The 15,744-nt window shown below is 52.4% G+C and carries 13 protein-coding genes and 2 rRNA genes; 8 read left to right on the forward strand and 7 right to left on the reverse strand.

Features of this window, described 5'->3' with window-relative positions:
* Window positions 1-59: 59 nt before the first annotated feature.
* The 5 genes from mtnC to smrA form a co-directional block, all read right to left on the reverse strand.
* Window positions 60-752 carry an acireductone synthase gene (gene mtnC, locus CPA50_RS10085; protein WP_096782239.1) on the reverse strand — a complete coding sequence of 231 codons (693 nt, stop codon included), beginning with the start codon at window positions 750-752 and terminating at the stop codon, window positions 60-62.
* Window positions 749-1,309 (reverse strand): 1,2-dihydroxy-3-keto-5-methylthiopentene dioxygenase, encoded by a 561-nt coding sequence (locus tag CPA50_RS10090; RefSeq protein WP_096782240.1) that lies wholly within the window; start codon window positions 1,307-1,309, stop codon window positions 749-751. The genes mtnC and CPA50_RS10090 overlap by 4 nt, the downstream gene beginning before the upstream one ends.
* Window positions 1,306-1,932 carry a methylthioribulose 1-phosphate dehydratase gene (locus tag CPA50_RS10095; protein WP_096782241.1) on the reverse strand — a complete coding sequence of 209 codons (627 nt, stop codon included), beginning with the start codon at window positions 1,930-1,932 and terminating at the stop codon, window positions 1,306-1,308. The genes CPA50_RS10090 and CPA50_RS10095 overlap by 4 nt, the downstream gene beginning before the upstream one ends.
* 171 nt (window positions 1,933-2,103) lie before the next feature.
* Window positions 2,104-2,295: a membrane lipoprotein lipid attachment site-containing protein gene (locus CPA50_RS10100; RefSeq protein ID WP_096782242.1), complete on the reverse strand. Its 192-nt coding sequence runs from the start codon at window positions 2,293-2,295 to the stop codon at window positions 2,104-2,106.
* Between the two features lie 62 nt (window positions 2,296-2,357).
* Window positions 2,358-2,939, reverse strand: a complete 582-nt coding sequence (gene smrA, locus CPA50_RS10105; RefSeq protein WP_096782243.1) for a DNA endonuclease SmrA — start codon at window positions 2,937-2,939, stop codon at window positions 2,358-2,360.
* 182 nt (window positions 2,940-3,121) lie between these two features.
* On the opposite strand from smrA, the gene CPA50_RS10110 reads away from it, so the two are divergent.
* The 8 genes from CPA50_RS10110 to CPA50_RS10145 all read left to right on the forward strand — a co-directional run bounded on the left by CPA50_RS10110 (window position 3,122) and on the right by CPA50_RS10145 (window position 14,508).
* A complete protein-coding gene (locus CPA50_RS10110) occupies window positions 3,122-5,038 on the forward strand; it encodes a putative nucleotidyltransferase substrate binding domain-containing protein (RefSeq protein ID WP_096782244.1) in 1,917 nt (638 codons plus the stop codon).
* A gap of 17 nt (window positions 5,039-5,055) precedes the next feature.
* Complete coding sequence (locus CPA50_RS10115) at window positions 5,056-5,763, forward strand: PolC-type DNA polymerase III (RefSeq protein ID WP_096782245.1); 708 nt, start codon at window positions 5,056-5,058, stop codon at window positions 5,761-5,763.
* A 211-nt stretch (window positions 5,764-5,974) separates the two neighbouring features.
* Window positions 5,975-6,238, forward strand: a complete 264-nt coding sequence (locus CPA50_RS10120; RefSeq protein ID WP_096782246.1) for a DUF4212 domain-containing protein — start codon at window positions 5,975-5,977, stop codon at window positions 6,236-6,238.
* A 4-nt stretch (window positions 6,239-6,242) separates the two neighbouring features.
* Window positions 6,243-8,009, forward strand: coding sequence for a sodium:solute symporter family protein (locus CPA50_RS10125; RefSeq protein WP_096782247.1), 1,767 nt, complete (start codon window positions 6,243-6,245; stop codon window positions 8,007-8,009).
* 97 nt (window positions 8,010-8,106) lie between these two features.
* Window positions 8,107-8,613, forward strand: coding sequence for a hypothetical protein (locus CPA50_RS10130; RefSeq protein WP_096782248.1), 507 nt, complete (start codon window positions 8,107-8,109; stop codon window positions 8,611-8,613).
* Window positions 8,614-8,666: 53 nt separating this feature from the next.
* Window positions 8,667-12,185 (forward strand): PAS domain-containing hybrid sensor histidine kinase/response regulator, encoded by a 3,519-nt coding sequence (locus tag CPA50_RS10135; RefSeq protein ID WP_096782249.1) that lies wholly within the window; start codon window positions 8,667-8,669, stop codon window positions 12,183-12,185.
* Entirely contained in the window at window positions 12,182-13,831 is a 1,650-nt protein-coding gene (locus CPA50_RS10140; RefSeq protein WP_096782250.1) for a tetratricopeptide repeat-containing response regulator, read from the forward strand. The genes CPA50_RS10135 and CPA50_RS10140 overlap by 4 nt, the downstream gene beginning before the upstream one ends.
* A complete protein-coding gene (locus tag CPA50_RS10145) occupies window positions 13,828-14,508 on the forward strand; it encodes a sensor histidine kinase (RefSeq protein WP_096782251.1) in 681 nt (226 codons plus the stop codon). The genes CPA50_RS10140 and CPA50_RS10145 overlap by 4 nt, the downstream gene beginning before the upstream one ends.
* A 96-nt stretch (window positions 14,509-14,604) precedes the next feature.
* On the opposite strand, the gene rrf is transcribed toward CPA50_RS10145, so the two are convergent.
* A 5S ribosomal RNA gene (gene rrf, locus CPA50_RS10150) occupies window positions 14,605-14,719 on the reverse strand.
* Between the two features lie 84 nt (window positions 14,720-14,803).
* A 23S ribosomal RNA gene (locus CPA50_RS10155) occupies window positions 14,804-15,744 on the reverse strand; the annotation flags it as partial.

Genomic DNA, 15,744 nt, shown 5'->3' on the forward strand with positions numbered 1-15,744 from the left:
TTCTGGCCCATGCCGGCCCGTGGCAGAATGCGTGCCAGATGGCGCCAGCCTGGGAAAGCCTATCGTTTCAGCAGCAGAGCGGCGTCTACTTCCGCAAAATTCCGGGCCACATAACGCTCAGTTTCCGGCAGCTCTCCATCCCGGACCAGCCAGGCGGTTTTCATACCCACAGCTTCTGCGGCCTCAAGTTCGGCCTCTACATCCGAAAGAAACAGAATCGTCCCGGCGTCTACACCCAACTCTTTGAGAATATTGCCATAAGCTTCCGGTTCTTTCTTGCCGCCAATCCGGGTATCGAAGTAACCGGAGAAAAACGGCGTAAAGTCACCCTCAGTGGTAAAACCAAAAATCAGCTTCTGGGCTTTAACCGAGCCTGAAGAATAAACATATAAACGCAGGCCACGGTCATGCCACTGCTGCAGATAATGCGCTGCATCATCGTATATGTGGCCTTTAAGCTCGCCTTGCTGATACCCCTGCTCCCAGACCATCCCCTGAAGGGCTTTAAGAGGGGTTGCCTTGCGGTCTTCGCGGATCCAGCCCTGGAGCACCCCGATCAACGCCTCCGTATCATCACGATCTGTGCCGGATTCTTCTGCCACCAGGTTAAGCTCCCGGGATACTTCAGGATTATCCTGCTGTTCGCGGATAAACTCTGGCAAATGCTCCGCTGCATAAGGAAACAGCACATCGTGAACAAAAGAGATCGAACTGGTTGTGCCCTCGATATCAGTAAGAATTACACGGATCATAACCCCGCTCCTTCCAACGCCTCAAAACGCGGCAAGCGCCCGGAAATATCCTCTCCGGTAAAATCCGCTACCCAGCCCTCAGGATTGGTAAAGAGCCGAATGCAGGTAAATTCCGGTTCCGGGCCCATATCAAACCAGTGCATGGTGCCTTCGGGCACGCTGATGAGGTCGTTTTTCTCGCACTGGACTGCAAATACCTGAGCATCAAGATGAAGATAGAATATCCCCTTCCCACGCACGAAGAAGCGTACCTCATCCTCGCTATGGGTATGTTCATCAAGAAACTTCTGACGGAAAGCGGCCTTTTGGGGATTGTCCGGATTGAGACTCACCACATCGGCGGTCTGAAAACCGCTCTCTGCCTTCAGCCTCGCAATCTCACTGCTGTATGCCTCCAGTATCTGCTCCGGCGCCGCATCCACGGGCAGATCTTGCGTTGGCCAACGTTCAAAACGAATCCCCTTGCCCGCCAGCAACCGGCCAATTTCTGCAGCGTCATCCGTTACCGTTCGGGCTACGTCCGGGGTATGTGCGTCAAAAATACTCAGAGTCGTCATGGGCGAACCCTCATGGTTGCAAGTTCACATTCAAACAGAAATTCAAAAGCTTCCAGGTGCCGCAGACAATCAGCCATGGTTCTGCCCCAGGTGTACAGTCCATGCCCGCGGATCAGATAGCCAGGCTGTTCCGGGTGCTCAAGGAACCACTCGCGAGTCTCCCGGGCGAGCGTTTCGATATCCTGAGTATTTTCGAAAACAGGAACTGTCACAACGGTTTCATGGGTCTCAACCCCGTCGAAAGCTTTTTGCAGTTCATAGCCTTCAAACTTCAGAGGACCTCCCGCAGGCAACAACCGGCTGAGCACTGTGGCGTTAACTGAGTGCGTGTGAAGAATCACACCAATATCCGGAAACACCTGATACAACGCGGTATGCAGCAGGGTTTCCGCAGAAGCGCGGCAATCACTTTGCACTGGCCTCCCCTGCAGGTCGACCACCATTACATCAGCCGCACCCAACTGCCCTTTATGACGCCCCGATACAGTAATAGCGATATGCTTACTGTCCAGCCGGGCAGAATAATTGCTGCTTGTTGCGGGAGACCAGCCACGTTTATAAAGAGCGCGCCCGGCACTCACAATGGATTCGGCAACAACAGAATATCGGCTAACATCGAACACAGTGTAACTTCCCTAAGGTGGGGCGCAGGGCTCGCAGGCTATTCGCAATGAATCGCGCCAGCTCATGTGCTCTCCAGCTATCAGTATGTGGAGCAGTTTATCTTTGCCAAGTGTAATACCCGGGCGGGTGCCGGGCATCTGTTTTCAGCAACATACCTGTTTTAACAAGCCTTACTTAACAACTTGTTCGCCGTCTTTGTTGACCCAGATTTTGCGCTCACCGGTCTTCATTTTTCCGTTGGAATCCCAAACCTCACGGTTTTCGGTTGCGCTTTCAGCCTTGCCTTGATCATCCCAGATTACCCGGTCCTGACACCCCGCCAGAACCAGAGCCGCAAAGATCACCAATACTGCATTCTTCATGAGAAACTCCTGAGTTCAGAATAGTTTAAAGCAGAATTTATAATTTCCGGCACCAAAGGGTCCTAACCCGCGCCATAGACCTCCCTGTTGAGTCGCTTCTCGCGTTCACCCTTGCGCACCATGACATAGACGGCACCGGTTCCACCATGGCGTTTCTGGGCCGAATGAAATGCGAGCACATCAGTAAGCTCCGGCAACCATTTCGCAAGATAGCTCTTGAGCATGGCCACACCATCTGGATTACGTTCACCCTTACCATGAAGGATTATGACGGAGCGCAACCCGTAACGGACACAATCGCCGATAAACTGGTATACGTCCTTGCGTGCCTGTTCAACTGTCATCCGGTGCAGGTCCAGCCTTGCTTCAATGGGATATTGTCCCAGCCTGAACTTGCGGAAAACGCCATTCTGAATACCTGGGCGCTGCCAGCAGAGTATGTCATGCGCCGTCAGAGGATCGACCGTGTCGGAGGTCAGTGGGTTTGCGTCACTGAACGGTTTTTCAACAGCCGATCGCTGACGCTCCAGGTGGCCAGGCGTCAGCTCCCGGGGCGAGGTTATCTCGGCGCGATTGGTCTTGCGAATGCGCCGGACGTCCTTCATTTCCTCAAGAAAACTGAGGCGATCATTTTTCGTAGTCATGGCCCTATTTTCAATAACCTGTTGAATGAAAGAACTTTACCACCCGGAACGCTTGCCATAAAGAAAGCAGGAGGACCTTGCAATGTTGTAACCATACACTGCGACCAAAATCGTAGAGTGATCCTCCGCGTCAGTGAACTACACTGTAAGCAGACAATAATAACCATCACATGGAACCGGTTATGTCATCAGGAAATCAGGACAGCACACGCCCCCAGAATACCCGCTCTATTATGAACTTCCTGCGGGTGCACGCGCCTTTCTCCAGCATGGATGACGATCATCTCGCACACTTTGCCGAACACGCCACGTTGCGATTCTATGCCGATGGTGACGTTGTTCTGTCGCCCGACGAAGGTATTGTCCGAAGATTCTATGTTGTGAAACAGGGGCGGATCCGTGGAGAGCGCCACAACGAGAAAGCCGACAAAACCGAAACTACGTTTGAAATAAGCCAGGGTGAGTGTTTTCCCCTCGCGGCCATCATAGGTGAACGCCCTACCCGGACGCTACACCGTGCCGCTGGTGACACTTTCTGCCTGAGCATTGAGCAGGATGCTTTCGTAACTCTGATATCCGAAAGCGAGCCGTTCCGTGATTTCTGCCTGCGCGGTGTCAGCAGCCTGCTGGACCAGGTAAACCAGCGTATACAAACGGGCGCGATGGCGTCCATTGGCTCAAGCATATCCCTGAGCACGCCGCTCGAACGCTACGCCCTTCGAAACCCTATTGTATGCTCGCCAGACCTGCCAATCCGCAAAGCGGTAGCCCGCATGCATGAAAACAATGTCGGCAGTATCGTTATCACCGATGACAGCAGACACCCGACCGGAATCTTTACCCTCCGCGATTTACGCACAATGATTGCGGAAGAGACCTGTACGCTGGAGGCTCCCGTCCGCCAGATAATGACGAAAACCCCCTGCTGCCTTCCCGCCCATGCAGATGCTTTCGATGCAGCCATGCTGATGGCAGAACACCACTTTGCACACCTTTGCGTGATCAATGAGGATAAGCAATTGATCGGAATGGTGTCTGAACGTGACCTGTTCTCGCTGCAACGGGTTGATCTGGTTAACCTCGCACGCACCATTGGCACCGCCACACATTTGCGGACACTGGTAAGCCTGCGCGCGGATGTCTCCCGCCTGGTAGATGCCATGCTGGCCCATGGCGCAGATTCGGGACAGGTAGTAAAGATCATCACAACGCTCAACGACGTTACTGTCAGGCGTGTCCTGGAACTCAATATCAAGAAAAACGACCCGGGCATTCCATTCACCTGGCTCACCTTTGGCAGCGAAGGACGGCAGGAACAGACACTGCTTACAGACCAGGATAACGGCATCCTTTTCCAGACGCCGGAGGGTATGACTGAAGATCAGGTAAGAGAAAAGCTGCTGCCATTCGCCCGGACAGTCAACGACGAGCTTGCCGAATGCGGCTTTACCTTGTGCAAAGGTAATATTATGGCAAGCAACCCGAAGCTGTGCCTGAGCGACCGCGAGTGGGATGACTGGTTCATCCGTTTTATTGACGCATCCACTCCGCAAAACCTTGTCTACTCATCCATTTTTCTGGACATGAGAGCAGTGTTCGGCCCGATGGACCCTTTACACAAACTCTTTGAAAAAGTGCTCACAAGAATCCAGAAAAACGCGCTTTTCCAAAAAATGCTTGCAGGCAACGCATTCCAGAGAAAACCAGCGCTGACCATGTTCCGCAGCTTCCGCTACGTTTCTGAGGGTAAGAAACACAGCGTGGACCTTAAGCGTCAGGGCCTCGCACCTTTTGTGGAAGCCGTACGCGTGTTTGCGCTTGCCAATGGTGTTGAATGTGCAAATACACTTGAAAGAATGGATGAGCTGGTCAGGAAAGGTGTTTTTGATGCCAAGGATGCCAACGCCTGGAAAGAAGCCTACAGCCTTATCCAGGCTATTCGCATGCGGGCACATCAGGAAATGCTGGACCAGGGTGAAGAACTCACCAATTACATAGATCCGGACGATCTGAATCCGCTGGACAGGCGCATTCTACGTGAATCGTTCCGCCAGGCTCAGCGCCTGCAACAGAAACTCGAAGTTACCTATCAACTATAAACCCGGGTCGCCGCCTCATGTTTGAACAGCTCAGACAATGGATTGAACGTCGCCGGGCAGGCCAGACGGGCCACGCCGGACCTGCGAATATGCCCTCCCCTAAAATCCCCGGGGATCAACTGCTCTCGGAATGTCGCCTGATTGTTCTGGACCTCGAGACCACCGGGCTGCATACAACAAAGGATGAAGTCATCGCCATTGGCGCAGTTGCAATCAACAACGGAGCAATCGACCTCAGTGATCAGTTCGACCTGATCCTGAGACGCCCTGAACTGGACATCACCAAAACAGTATTGATTCACGGCATAGGGCCGGAAGCCCTTACTCAGGGACATGAGACGGAAGATGCACTGCTGTTTCTGCTTGAGTGGATGAATGGCGCCCCTGTGCTTGCCTATCACTCCGCATTCGACCAGAAGTTTCTCGAAAAGACTCTAAAGGCGGAACTTGGCTATACCCAAAGTCATACATGGATGGACGTGGCTGACCTCTTGCCTGCATTTTTCCCGGACGCACTCACCAACGGCAAAGGCCTGGATAACTGGGCAGACCATTTTGGCCTGGAGGTAAACGAAAGACATCATGCGGCTTCAGATGCACTGGCTACCGCCGAGCTGACCCTTGTTGCACTTAACAAAGCCCACAAAGATGGCCTCAGGACCCTCAAGGAACTGCACGACAAATTGCGATACCACCGCCAACTGAAAAGCCTGCACCGAATGTAACTCCCACACGGGAAATCCTGAAGAAACAGATGCCTGTCACAGCAATAAGCTCAAAATTAGACTTTTTGCCAATATCTATAAATCAACCGACGGGTAGAGTCGTAGAGGAGGACAAGTAGGGGAAATACTAATATGAATAATAAACTCTCTGGTTCGCTCAGCTCACCGAAAAACCATCATAGATCAACAACAACAAGACAGGAGTAATCCTATGTCAGGTCACAACTATGACGCTAAAGAATACTGGAAGGCGAATCTTCGCCTGATATTCGGGAGCCTTATTGTCTGGGCTCTGGTTTCTTATGGCTTCGCAATCCTTCTTCGCCCCATGCTCTCCGGTATCCCTATCGGCGGCACGGATTTGGGTTTCTGGTTCGCTCAACAGGGCTCAATTCTCACGTTCATTGGTCTGATTTTCCACTATGCGTGGCGAATGAACAAAATCGATGAACAATTCGGCGTGAGCGAGGAATAAGCGTATGAGCCAATTCGGAATTAACATCATGTTTGTAGGTGGGTCATTCCTCATCTACATCCTTATCGCTATCTGGGCCAAGGCCGGAAGCACAAAAGACTTCTACGTTGCCGGCGGCGGCGTTCATCCTGTCACCAACGGTATGGCAATTGGTGCAGACTGGATGTCCGCAGCGTCCTTTATCTCCATGGCCGGCATTATCGCAGCCAGTGGCTACGCCAGCTCAGCCTACCTTATGGGCTGGACAGGTGGTTACGTTCTGCTTGCTATGCTCCTGGCGCCTTACCTGCGCAAGTTCGGCAAGTTCACGGTTCCGGAGTTTATCGGCGACCGCTTCTATAGCAAGAACGCACGTCTGGTAGCGGTTATCTGCCTGATCGTTGCATCATTGACCTACGTTATTGGCCAGATGGCTGGTGCCGGCGTTGCCTTCTCCCGCTTCCTGGAAGTTGATTCAACAACCGGCCTGATCATCGCAGCTATCGTAATCTTTATCTATTCAGTACTCGGCGGCATGAAAGGCATCACCTACACTCAGGTTGCCCAGTATGTTGTACTGATTATTGCCTACACCATTCCCGCAGTGTTCATTTCGCTGCAACTGACCGGTAACCCGATCCCTGCACTGGGTCTGTTCTCCACACACATCGATTCAGGCATGCCGATTCTCGACAAACTGAATCAGATCATCAGTGACGTAGGCTTCAATGAGTACACTGCAGATGTCGATAGCCACCTGAACATGGTGCTGTTCACTCTGACGCTTATGATCGGTACTGCTGGTCTTCCGCACGTTATCATTCGGTTCTTCACCGTTCCCAAGGTTGCTGATGCTCGCTGGTCAGCGGGCTGGGCTCTGGTATTCATTGCGCTGCTGTACCTTACAGCTCCGGCTGTAGCGTCCATGGCTCGTCTGAACCTGATGACAACCATTTATCCTGATGGTACCGCTGCTGAGCCGATTGAATACGACAATCGTCCACAGTGGGTTAAAGAATGGGAAGTCACCGGCCTGATCAAGTTTGTTGACAAAAACGAAGATGGCCGCATCCAGCTTTACAATGATGCTCCGTCATTCCAGGCTGAGGCTGATGCCCGCGGCTGGAAAGGAAACGAACTGGACGTAAACCGTGACATCCTGGTACTCGCCAACCCGGAGATTGCCAATCTTCCTGGCTGGGTTATCGGTCTGATCGCCGCGGGTGGTCTGGCAGCTGCACTCTCAACAGCAGCCGGCCTGCTACTCGCGATATCTTCGGCAATCAGTCACGATCTGATCAAAGGTTCGCTTAATCCGGGAATTTCAGATAAAGGCGAGTTGCTGGCAGCCCGTATCTCGATGGCCGTTGCGATTGTTGTGGCAACATACCTCGGTGCAAATCCTCCAGGGTTCGCTGCTCAGGTTGTGGCACTGGCATTCGGTATTGCAGCTGCATCCCTGTTCCCGACTCTGATGATGGGTATCTTCTCGAAACGCATTAACAATACCGGTGCCATCGCGGGTATGCTGTGCGGTCTGGCGTTCACTCTGACGTACATCTTCGTGTACAAAGGATGGTTCTTCATACCAGGTACAGCCAACCTCGCTGACACTCCGGCGAACTGGGTATTCGGTATCTCTCCGTTGTCTATTGGTGCAATTGGTGCCATCGTCAACTTTGCGGTAGCCTTCGCTGTATCCAATGCGACTGAAGAGCCGCCCGTTGAGATTCAGGAGCTGGTTGAGAGTGTTCGTTACCCACGCGGTGCAGGACAGGCTCAAGACCACTAAGCAACAACCTAACCTGTTCCACTCATTGTGTTGACAGGTTGTTACTGAACGGGCTTCCTCCTAGAGGAAGCCCGTTCTTTTTTAAGGAAACACATTTATGTTCTGGACTCTTGTCGCCACCGTATTTTGTGGCCTGGGTGCTGCAGGTATCGCTCTCGGAATCCGGGCGGCTACCCGCAATATGGCACCGAAATGGATTATTCCGGTATTTGCCGGAGCAGGCATGCTTGGTTATCTGATCTATGGTGAATACATCTGGTACGATCATAAACAGTCACGCCTGCCAGAAGAGGCAGTAGTCGTGAGTACAGAGAGCAAAGGAATATTCTGGCGCCCCTGGTCACTGGTTTACCCGTACGTAACGGCGTTCTCCACTGTAGACACGAACAGCATCGCACGCGACACGAGCAATCCGGATATCATCCGTTTTACGCTCTACCGCTTTGAACAGAAAATGACAGACACAGTCGCCCACCGGGTTCATATTATTAACTGCACGACTCGAGAGGTTGTTCCCATCGGTTCTGATGGAACCCCACGGGTAGACAACCTGAAAGTCCTGGACCGGGAAGACCTGCTTTTCTCCACCGTATGTGCTGGTTGATATTCCGGCAATGGGCAATATAAAGCCGCCCGACATAACGGAAATAAATAAATATGATTAGTGCCTGGTTGCTGGTTTTAATTTCCATCACCTACATATCTATCCTGTTTATCATCGCTTGGGCCGGTGATAAACATCCCGGGCTTTATCGCAAGCGACTGGCACGAACCCATGTGTATTCGCTGTCACTGGCCGTCTACTTCACTTCCTGGACATTTTACGGCGCCGTCGGCCGTGCTACCCAGGAGGGGCTGGGCTTCCTGCCAATCTATCTCGGACCTCTACTGGTTTTCGTTTTCGGCGCTCCACTGTTGCGCCGGATTATTCACATAAGTAAACGAAACAACAGCACATCCATAGCAGACTTCATCGCCTCCCGGTATGGAAAATCCCAGCTGCTGGCTGCCATGATTGCAGCCTTCGCGCTGATCGGCAGCGTGCCCTACATCGCACTGCAACTGAAAGCTATCGCCATGGGTTTCAGTGTGTTGTCCGACCCAGGTGCAGGTGCGGGAGAGCTGAGTTCCGCTGCCTGGAATGATGCTGCGTGGTATATAACCCTTGCGCTCACCGTATTCACCATACTTTTTGGCACTCGCCACCTGGAATCTACCGAGCATCATCGCGGTATGATTCAGGCCGTTGCTTTTGAATCACTGATCAAGCTCGTTGCTTTCGTAGCCGTTGGTCTGTTTGTCGGGTATGGGCTCTACAACGGTTTTGGTGATTTGTTCGCAAATATCCAGCAGGCAGACCTCACGGGCATTCTGACAACAGAGGCGATTGAAGCTCCCGCGTTCATCACTCAAACCCTGGTGGCAATGCTTGCCATCATCTGCCTGCCAAGACAGTTTCACGTCATGGTGGTCGAAAATGCCGACTCCCGGGACTTTGAAGTTGCCCGCTGGGCGATGCCGATTTACCTCGTGGTGGCCAGCGCCTTCGTACTACCCATTGCAGCAGCAGGCCTTCTTGCTCCTGAAGCAATAGCAAGTAATCCCGACATACTGATCCTGCAACTGCCCATTATGGCAGGCAAAGAATGGCTGGCTATTCTCGCATTCCTTGGTGGTGGATCCGCTGCTGCTGCCATGGTTATTGTCTGCTCGGTTGCTATTGCCACCATGGTGAGCAACGAAATCATCATGCCAGCACTTCTCAAGTTTTTCCGGCCACGAATGAACCGGCAGGCTGACCTGAGTTCCTTGCTGCTTGGCATTCGCAGAGTGGCGATTTTTGTCGTTCTTCTGACTGCCTATGGTTTTTACCGTATGGCGGGTGAAGACTACAGTTTGACCTCATTCGGTCTGCTATCGTTTGCCGCAGCCGCGCAATTCGGGCCGGCACTGGTGGGTGGCATACTCTGGAGGCGCGGCAATGCTACCGGTGCCACCTGGGGACTGGGGCTCGGCTTTCTCATGTGGTGTTACACCCTACTGCTCCCGGCCCTGACATCAACAGGCTGGTTTACCGATTCGCTGATCAACCAGGGAATCTGGGGTTTAAGCTGGACGCGCCCCACTGCATTATTCGGACTTGAGCTCGACCAGACCAGCCATGGCATTATCTGGAGCCTGGGCATCAATACACTGGCCTACGTAACACTCTCTCTGGTGACCCGCCAACGAGTGCGCGAAAAGATCCAGATCGCCTCGTTTTTCCGCGACCCCCATCCCAAGGGCGATACGGTTCAGCATCAAAGCTGGCAAAGAGAAATTCTCACATCAGATCTGCAAGCTCTTACTGACAGATTCATGGGAGAGGAGCGCTCCGAAACCATTTTCCTGAATTACGGACGGCGTAATGCTATAAGGCTCCACCCACATCGCCCGGCTTCATCTCATCTGATGAAATACATAGAACGCCAGCTGGCGTCTGTAATTGGTGCCTCTACCGCAAGGGTTGTTCTGGAGTCGACCCTTACGGGTCGCGACATGCAGATAGAAGATGTAGTCAGCATTGTTGACGAAGCATCTCAAGCCATGACCTTCAGCCGGGAGCTTCTGCAATCAGCCATCGAGAATATCAGTCTTGGCGTGTCTGTGGTGAACCAGCAACAGCAGTTGGTGGTCTGGAACCACCGTTATCTGGAACTCTTCACTTACCCGAAAGGCTTTGTAAGAGTTGGACGCCCGGCTGAAGATCTCATGCGCTATAACCTCACCAACGCGAACCTCCCGGCGCGGCGCATCGATGAAATTATTACAAACCACTACTCCAGCATGCGCGAAGGTAAGCCCATATCTTACGAACGCCAGCGGCCAGATGGAACGATCGTTCGAGTAGACGGCAGCCCGATCCCTGGTGGCGGCTACGTAACCACATTTCAGGATATTACAGCGATGCGCCGGACTGAACAGGCGCTCAAGGAAACCAATACCTATCTCGAACAAAGGGTCAAAGAGCGTACCCAGGAGCTGCAGGTAATCAACGAGCAGATGCTCAAAGCAAAATCTGTTGCCGAGCAGGCAAACCAGAGTAAAACCCGCTTTCTTGCATCAGCCAGTCACGATCTGCTTCAGCCGCTGAATGCTGCCCGGCTGTTTACTTCTGCGCTTGCCGGAAAAGCCAATAACGCCGAAACCAAAGAACTCGTAAATCATATTGATAGCTCACTCGGCGCAGCCGAAGAAATAATCAGCACCCTGCTCGATATTTCCAAGCTCGATGCTGGAGCATTGGAATCAGACATTGGGGTATTCCCGGTAAACGACATCATGCGCCATCTGGCCACAGATTTTACTGCCATTGCGGAAGACCAGGGGCTCAAGCTTCACGTTGTGCCCAGCAGCGCCTGGATTCGTTCAGATTCAAAACTATTGCGCCGTGTGGTGCAAAACTTCCTGTCTAACGCGATACGCTATACCCCGGAGGGAAAAATTCTGTTGGGTTGTCGCCGCCTCAAAGGGTATCTCCGTATAGAAGTGTGGGATACCGGCCCAGGCATACCAGAAGACCAGCTCGCCTTTATTTTCGAAGAGTTCCGGCGCTTTCAGCACGGTAGAGACAAAAACGGGCTGGGACTTGGCCTCGCAATCGTTGATCGAATCAGCGGTATGCTGAATCACCCAGTGAGTGTCCAGTCCGTTCAGGGCAAAGGAAGTGTATTCGGTATAACAGTACCCCTTGCACCGGCAGATCAGGCCTACAAGGCAGCCGAAACAGCTGCGACAAGTTCCCGGCGGGTTTCCAGCCTGGGGGGATTAAGCGTACTTTGTATTGATAACGATCCGGCAATTCTCCGGGGGATGGTTGCCCTTCTGGATAACTGGCAGTGCGATGTTACGGCGGCCCAGAGCCTCGAAGAGGCACTGGAACATCTGCACGGAGAACAACCCGATATTATACTTGCGGACTACCAGCTCGATGACGACAAGAATGGGCTGGACGCAATGGACTCTATACGGCATGCCGTCGGGCGCGAGATTCCAGGCATCCTGATAACCGGCTATATGGCGACTGAAGTACGGGAGGATGCAATAGAGCGTGGCTATCAGATTCTATACAAACCCGTGAAACCAGCCGCACTGAGGGCAATGGTGAACAAGCTGCTGAAACAAAAACGCTCATGACCCCGTCGGATAAAAAACCAGACTCCAGCACAAGCGCATTCGGGAAGCTCGCTTATCTTGTGATCGATGATTTCGAAAACTTCCGGCTTTCCATGCGTCATATGCTTCGTAGCTGCGGGGCTGACAACATAGAACTCGTTGCACGCGCCAGACCGGCCGTGCAGTACTGCACTTACAATCATGTTGACGTGGTGTTGTGTGACTACAATCTTGGTGAAGGCAAAAACGGCCAGCATATTCTGGAAGAACTTCGCCACAAGAAGCTTCTGAAACGCTCCTCATTGTTTCTTATGGTGACCTCGGAAACATCGAGGGAAATGGTAATGGGCGCTCGTGAGTATCAGCCGGACGCCTATCTGACAAAGCCTATTAACCGCACCATGCTGGAGAAACGCTTAGGTAGTCTGATCAGACAACGCAGTGCTTTACTTCCGATCAACCGGGAAATTGACCGGGAAAACTATCCGGAAGCCATATCACTCTGCATTCAGGCTATCCCCAGACTCCCACGCTACAAAACCTGGCTCATGAAAACCCTCGGTGAGCTCTATTTTCTGCTAGGTGACCTTTCCCATTCCATTAAGGTATATGACGAGGTACTTCAACAGCGCGAGTTATCCTGGGCTCAGTTCGGACGTAGCAGAGTACTGCTGGCCAACCATCGCTACGATGAGGCTGTAGCGAGCCTGCAACGCCTGATAACCAATCACCCGGACTACATGGAAGCCTACGACCTTCTGGCAGAAGGCCTGGAACGCCTTAACAAGCCCGGAATGGCCCAGAAAGTCCTCGAACAGGCTGCTGACTATTCCCCTAATGCATTGCTTCGCCAAAAACACCTGGCTGAACTGGCTGAATCAAATCAGGACATGGATAAGGCTGTAGAGGCATGGCGGCATACTGTCGACCTGGGGGTCTACTCCATCCACGACAGTTCAACCCACTACCTCTCCCTCAGCCATGCCCTATGTGACCTCAGTGAAGGTAACACCGGACCAGAGGGCGAGACACTTGCCAATGAAGCCGTGTCGGTTCTTGGCAGTATGGAGAAGCGATTTCCGGAGGACAGCAGTCTTGCGCTTCGCAGTCATATTATCCAATGCCGGATTTACGCAGGCCAGGAGCAAACCCTGAAAGCAGAATCAATACTTGAAAGCATCCGTCTGGAACTGAAGAAGGGTGATATCCCGGATCTGGAGACCAGCCTGGACTACGCCAAAACCCTGTTTCGCCTCGGCCACGGAAATGAAGCAAAGGCCTTGCTCGGAAAACTGGCGGAACAGTTTGGCGAAAACCCTGCCATTCTCAAAAAAATCGAAAGCCTGCTGGATGAACCTGTCAGCTTTCGCATGAAGGTGAAAGCCCGTCGCCTTAATCGGGATGGAATAAACGCCTTTGAATCAGGCAACCTCCAAGAGGCTGCGAGCATCTTCACAAAAGCTCTGGAGATGATTCCGGATCACCCTGCCCTGAACCTGAATCAAGTCCAGGTACTCATGAAGGAATACGATAACAACACTCAAAACAAAGCGCTTCTGGAACGCTGTCAGCAACACCTCGACCACCTGGATGGCCTGCCAGCTCAGCATGGGCAATACCGGCGCTACATTGCACTACAACGTAAACTGAAGGCACTGAGCCTATGAAAAACCGGAATATCGACTTCTCCATGGTTCTCGCTCTGGCAGTGCATGACATGAAAAATTCATTGGGAATGCTACTCAATTCCCTGGATGAGCTAAGAGCGGAGAATCAGGACAAGCTCAACGACTCTAAAAGGTTCAATACCCTGCAGTACGAAGCTGAGCGAATACATAACGATCTCGTACAACTTCTGGGGCTCTACAGACTGGGCGAAAACAACCTTTCTGCCCACATCGAAGAGCACTTTGTTCCTGACTTTCTGTCAGAACACCTTGCCAGGCACACACCACTACTGGATGGCCTGGGAATCGAATGTTCCATTGATGCCGAAGCCATAAACGGTTTTTTTGACGCTGATCTGCTTACAGGAGCCCTGAATAACACCATCAACAATGCGATCCGCTACACAAAGACCAGAATCAGACTGACCGCCGATGAGCGCGATGGTTATCTTGTCATCGGGGTCGAAGATGATGGCGAGGGGTATCCGGAGAGCATGCAGAATACGAGCACTCTGAGCTTTAAATCACTGGACTTCGCCACTGGTAGTACAAGCCTTGGCCTGTTCTTTGTTTCTGCAGTAGCAGACCTCCACAGCGAGGGAGAACGGAGGGGCTGTATCAAGCTTCACAATGGCGGACATCTTGGAGGAGGAGTTTTCGAAATCTGGCTGCCATAACACCAAATAACAGACAGAGTTCCCCGTTGCACAGGTGCAATTTTCAGACAAAAAAAACCCCCTACGGTGTTCCGCAGGGGGTTTTTGGTATTAAGAGTCTGACGATGACCTACTCTCACATGGGCAATGCCACACTACCATCGGCGCAGGCCTGTTTCACTTCTGAGTTCGGGATGGGATCAGGTGGTACCAGGCCGCTATGGTCGTCAGACAAAACGGTCGATCACTGGGGGATGAGAAAGAACAGCAATATTGATTTTTTCGTTGCGAAATCCGCAATTGTCTTGGGTGTTATATAGTCAAGCCGCACGAGCAATTAGTATCGGTTAGCTCAACGCCTCGCAGCGCTTACACACCCGACCTATCAACGTCCTGGTCTTGAACGGCTCTTCAGGAGGCTCAAGGCCTCAGGGAGATCTCATCTTGGAAGGGGCTTCCCGCTTAGATGCTTTCAGCGGTTATCCTGTCCGAACGTAGCTACCCAGCAATGCCTCTGGCGAGACAACTGGAACACCAGCGGTTCGTCCACTCCGGTCCTCTCGTACTAGGAGCAGCTTTCCTCAAATCTCCAACGTCCACGGCAGATAGGGACCGAACTGTCTCACGACGTTCTAAACCCAGCTCGCGTACCACTTTAAATGGCGAACAGCCATACCCTTGGGACCGGCTTCAGCCCCAGGATGTGATGAGCCGACATCGAGGTGCCAAACACCGCCGTCGATGTGAACTCTTGGGCGGTATCAGCCTGTTATCCCCGGAGTACCTTTTATCCGTTGAGCGATGGCCCTTCCATACAGAACCACCGGATCACTATGACCTACTTTCGTACCTGCTCGACGTGTCTGTCTCGCAGTTAAGCGGGCTTGTGCCATTACACTAACCGTACGATGTCCGACCGTACTTAGCCCACCTTTGTGCTCCTCCGTTACGCTTTAGGAGGAGACCGCCCCAGTCAAACTACCCACCACACAGTGTCCTCATCCCCGATAAGGGGACAGAGTTAGAACCTCAAACATGCCAGGCTGGTATTTCAAGGTTGGCTCCACGCAAACTGGCGTTCACGCTTCAAAGCCTCCCAGCTATCCTACACAAACATGTTCAAAGTTCACTGTGAAGCTATAGTAAAGGTTCACGGGGTCTTTCCGTCTAGCCGCGGATACACCGCATCTTCACGGCGATTTCAATTTCACTGAGTCTCGGGTAGAGACAGCGCCCCCATCGTTACGCCATTCGTGC

It is taken from the genome of Marinobacter sp. ANT_B65, from assembly GCF_002407605.1.
Classification (GTDB): Bacteria; Pseudomonadota; Gammaproteobacteria; order Pseudomonadales; family Oleiphilaceae; genus Marinobacter.

What these genes read in the sequence shown, in the direction of transcription:
- CPA50_RS10145 (WP_096782251.1), top strand. Translation starts at nt 13,828, where the DNA reads ATGAAAAACCGGAATATCGACTTCTCCATGGTTCTCGCTCTGGCAGTG.
- CPA50_RS10135 (WP_096782249.1), top strand. Translation starts at nt 8,667, where the DNA reads ATGATTAGTGCCTGGTTGCTGGTTTTAATTTCCATCACCTACATATCT.
- CPA50_RS10140 (WP_096782250.1), top strand. Translation starts at nt 12,182, where the DNA reads ATGACCCCGTCGGATAAAAAACCAGACTCCAGCACAAGCGCATTCGGG.
- CPA50_RS10090 (WP_096782240.1), bottom strand. Translation starts at nt 1,309, where the DNA reads ATGACGACTCTGAGTATTTTTGACGCACATACCCCGGACGTAGCCCGA.
- CPA50_RS10115 (WP_096782245.1), top strand. Translation starts at nt 5,056, where the DNA reads ATGTTTGAACAGCTCAGACAATGGATTGAACGTCGCCGGGCAGGCCAG.
- CPA50_RS10110 (WP_096782244.1), top strand. Translation starts at nt 3,122, where the DNA reads ATGTCATCAGGAAATCAGGACAGCACACGCCCCCAGAATACCCGCTCT.
- mtnC (WP_096782239.1), bottom strand. Translation starts at nt 752, where the DNA reads ATGATCCGTGTAATTCTTACTGATATCGAGGGCACAACCAGTTCGATC.
- smrA (WP_096782243.1), bottom strand. Translation starts at nt 2,939, where the DNA reads ATGACTACGAAAAATGATCGCCTCAGTTTTCTTGAGGAAATGAAGGAC.
- CPA50_RS10130 (WP_096782248.1), top strand. Translation starts at nt 8,107, where the DNA reads ATGTTCTGGACTCTTGTCGCCACCGTATTTTGTGGCCTGGGTGCTGCA.
- CPA50_RS10100 (WP_096782242.1), bottom strand. Translation starts at nt 2,295, where the DNA reads ATGAAGAATGCAGTATTGGTGATCTTTGCGGCTCTGGTTCTGGCGGGG.
- CPA50_RS10120 (WP_096782246.1), top strand. Translation starts at nt 5,975, where the DNA reads ATGTCAGGTCACAACTATGACGCTAAAGAATACTGGAAGGCGAATCTT.
- CPA50_RS10125 (WP_096782247.1), top strand. Translation starts at nt 6,243, where the DNA reads ATGAGCCAATTCGGAATTAACATCATGTTTGTAGGTGGGTCATTCCTC.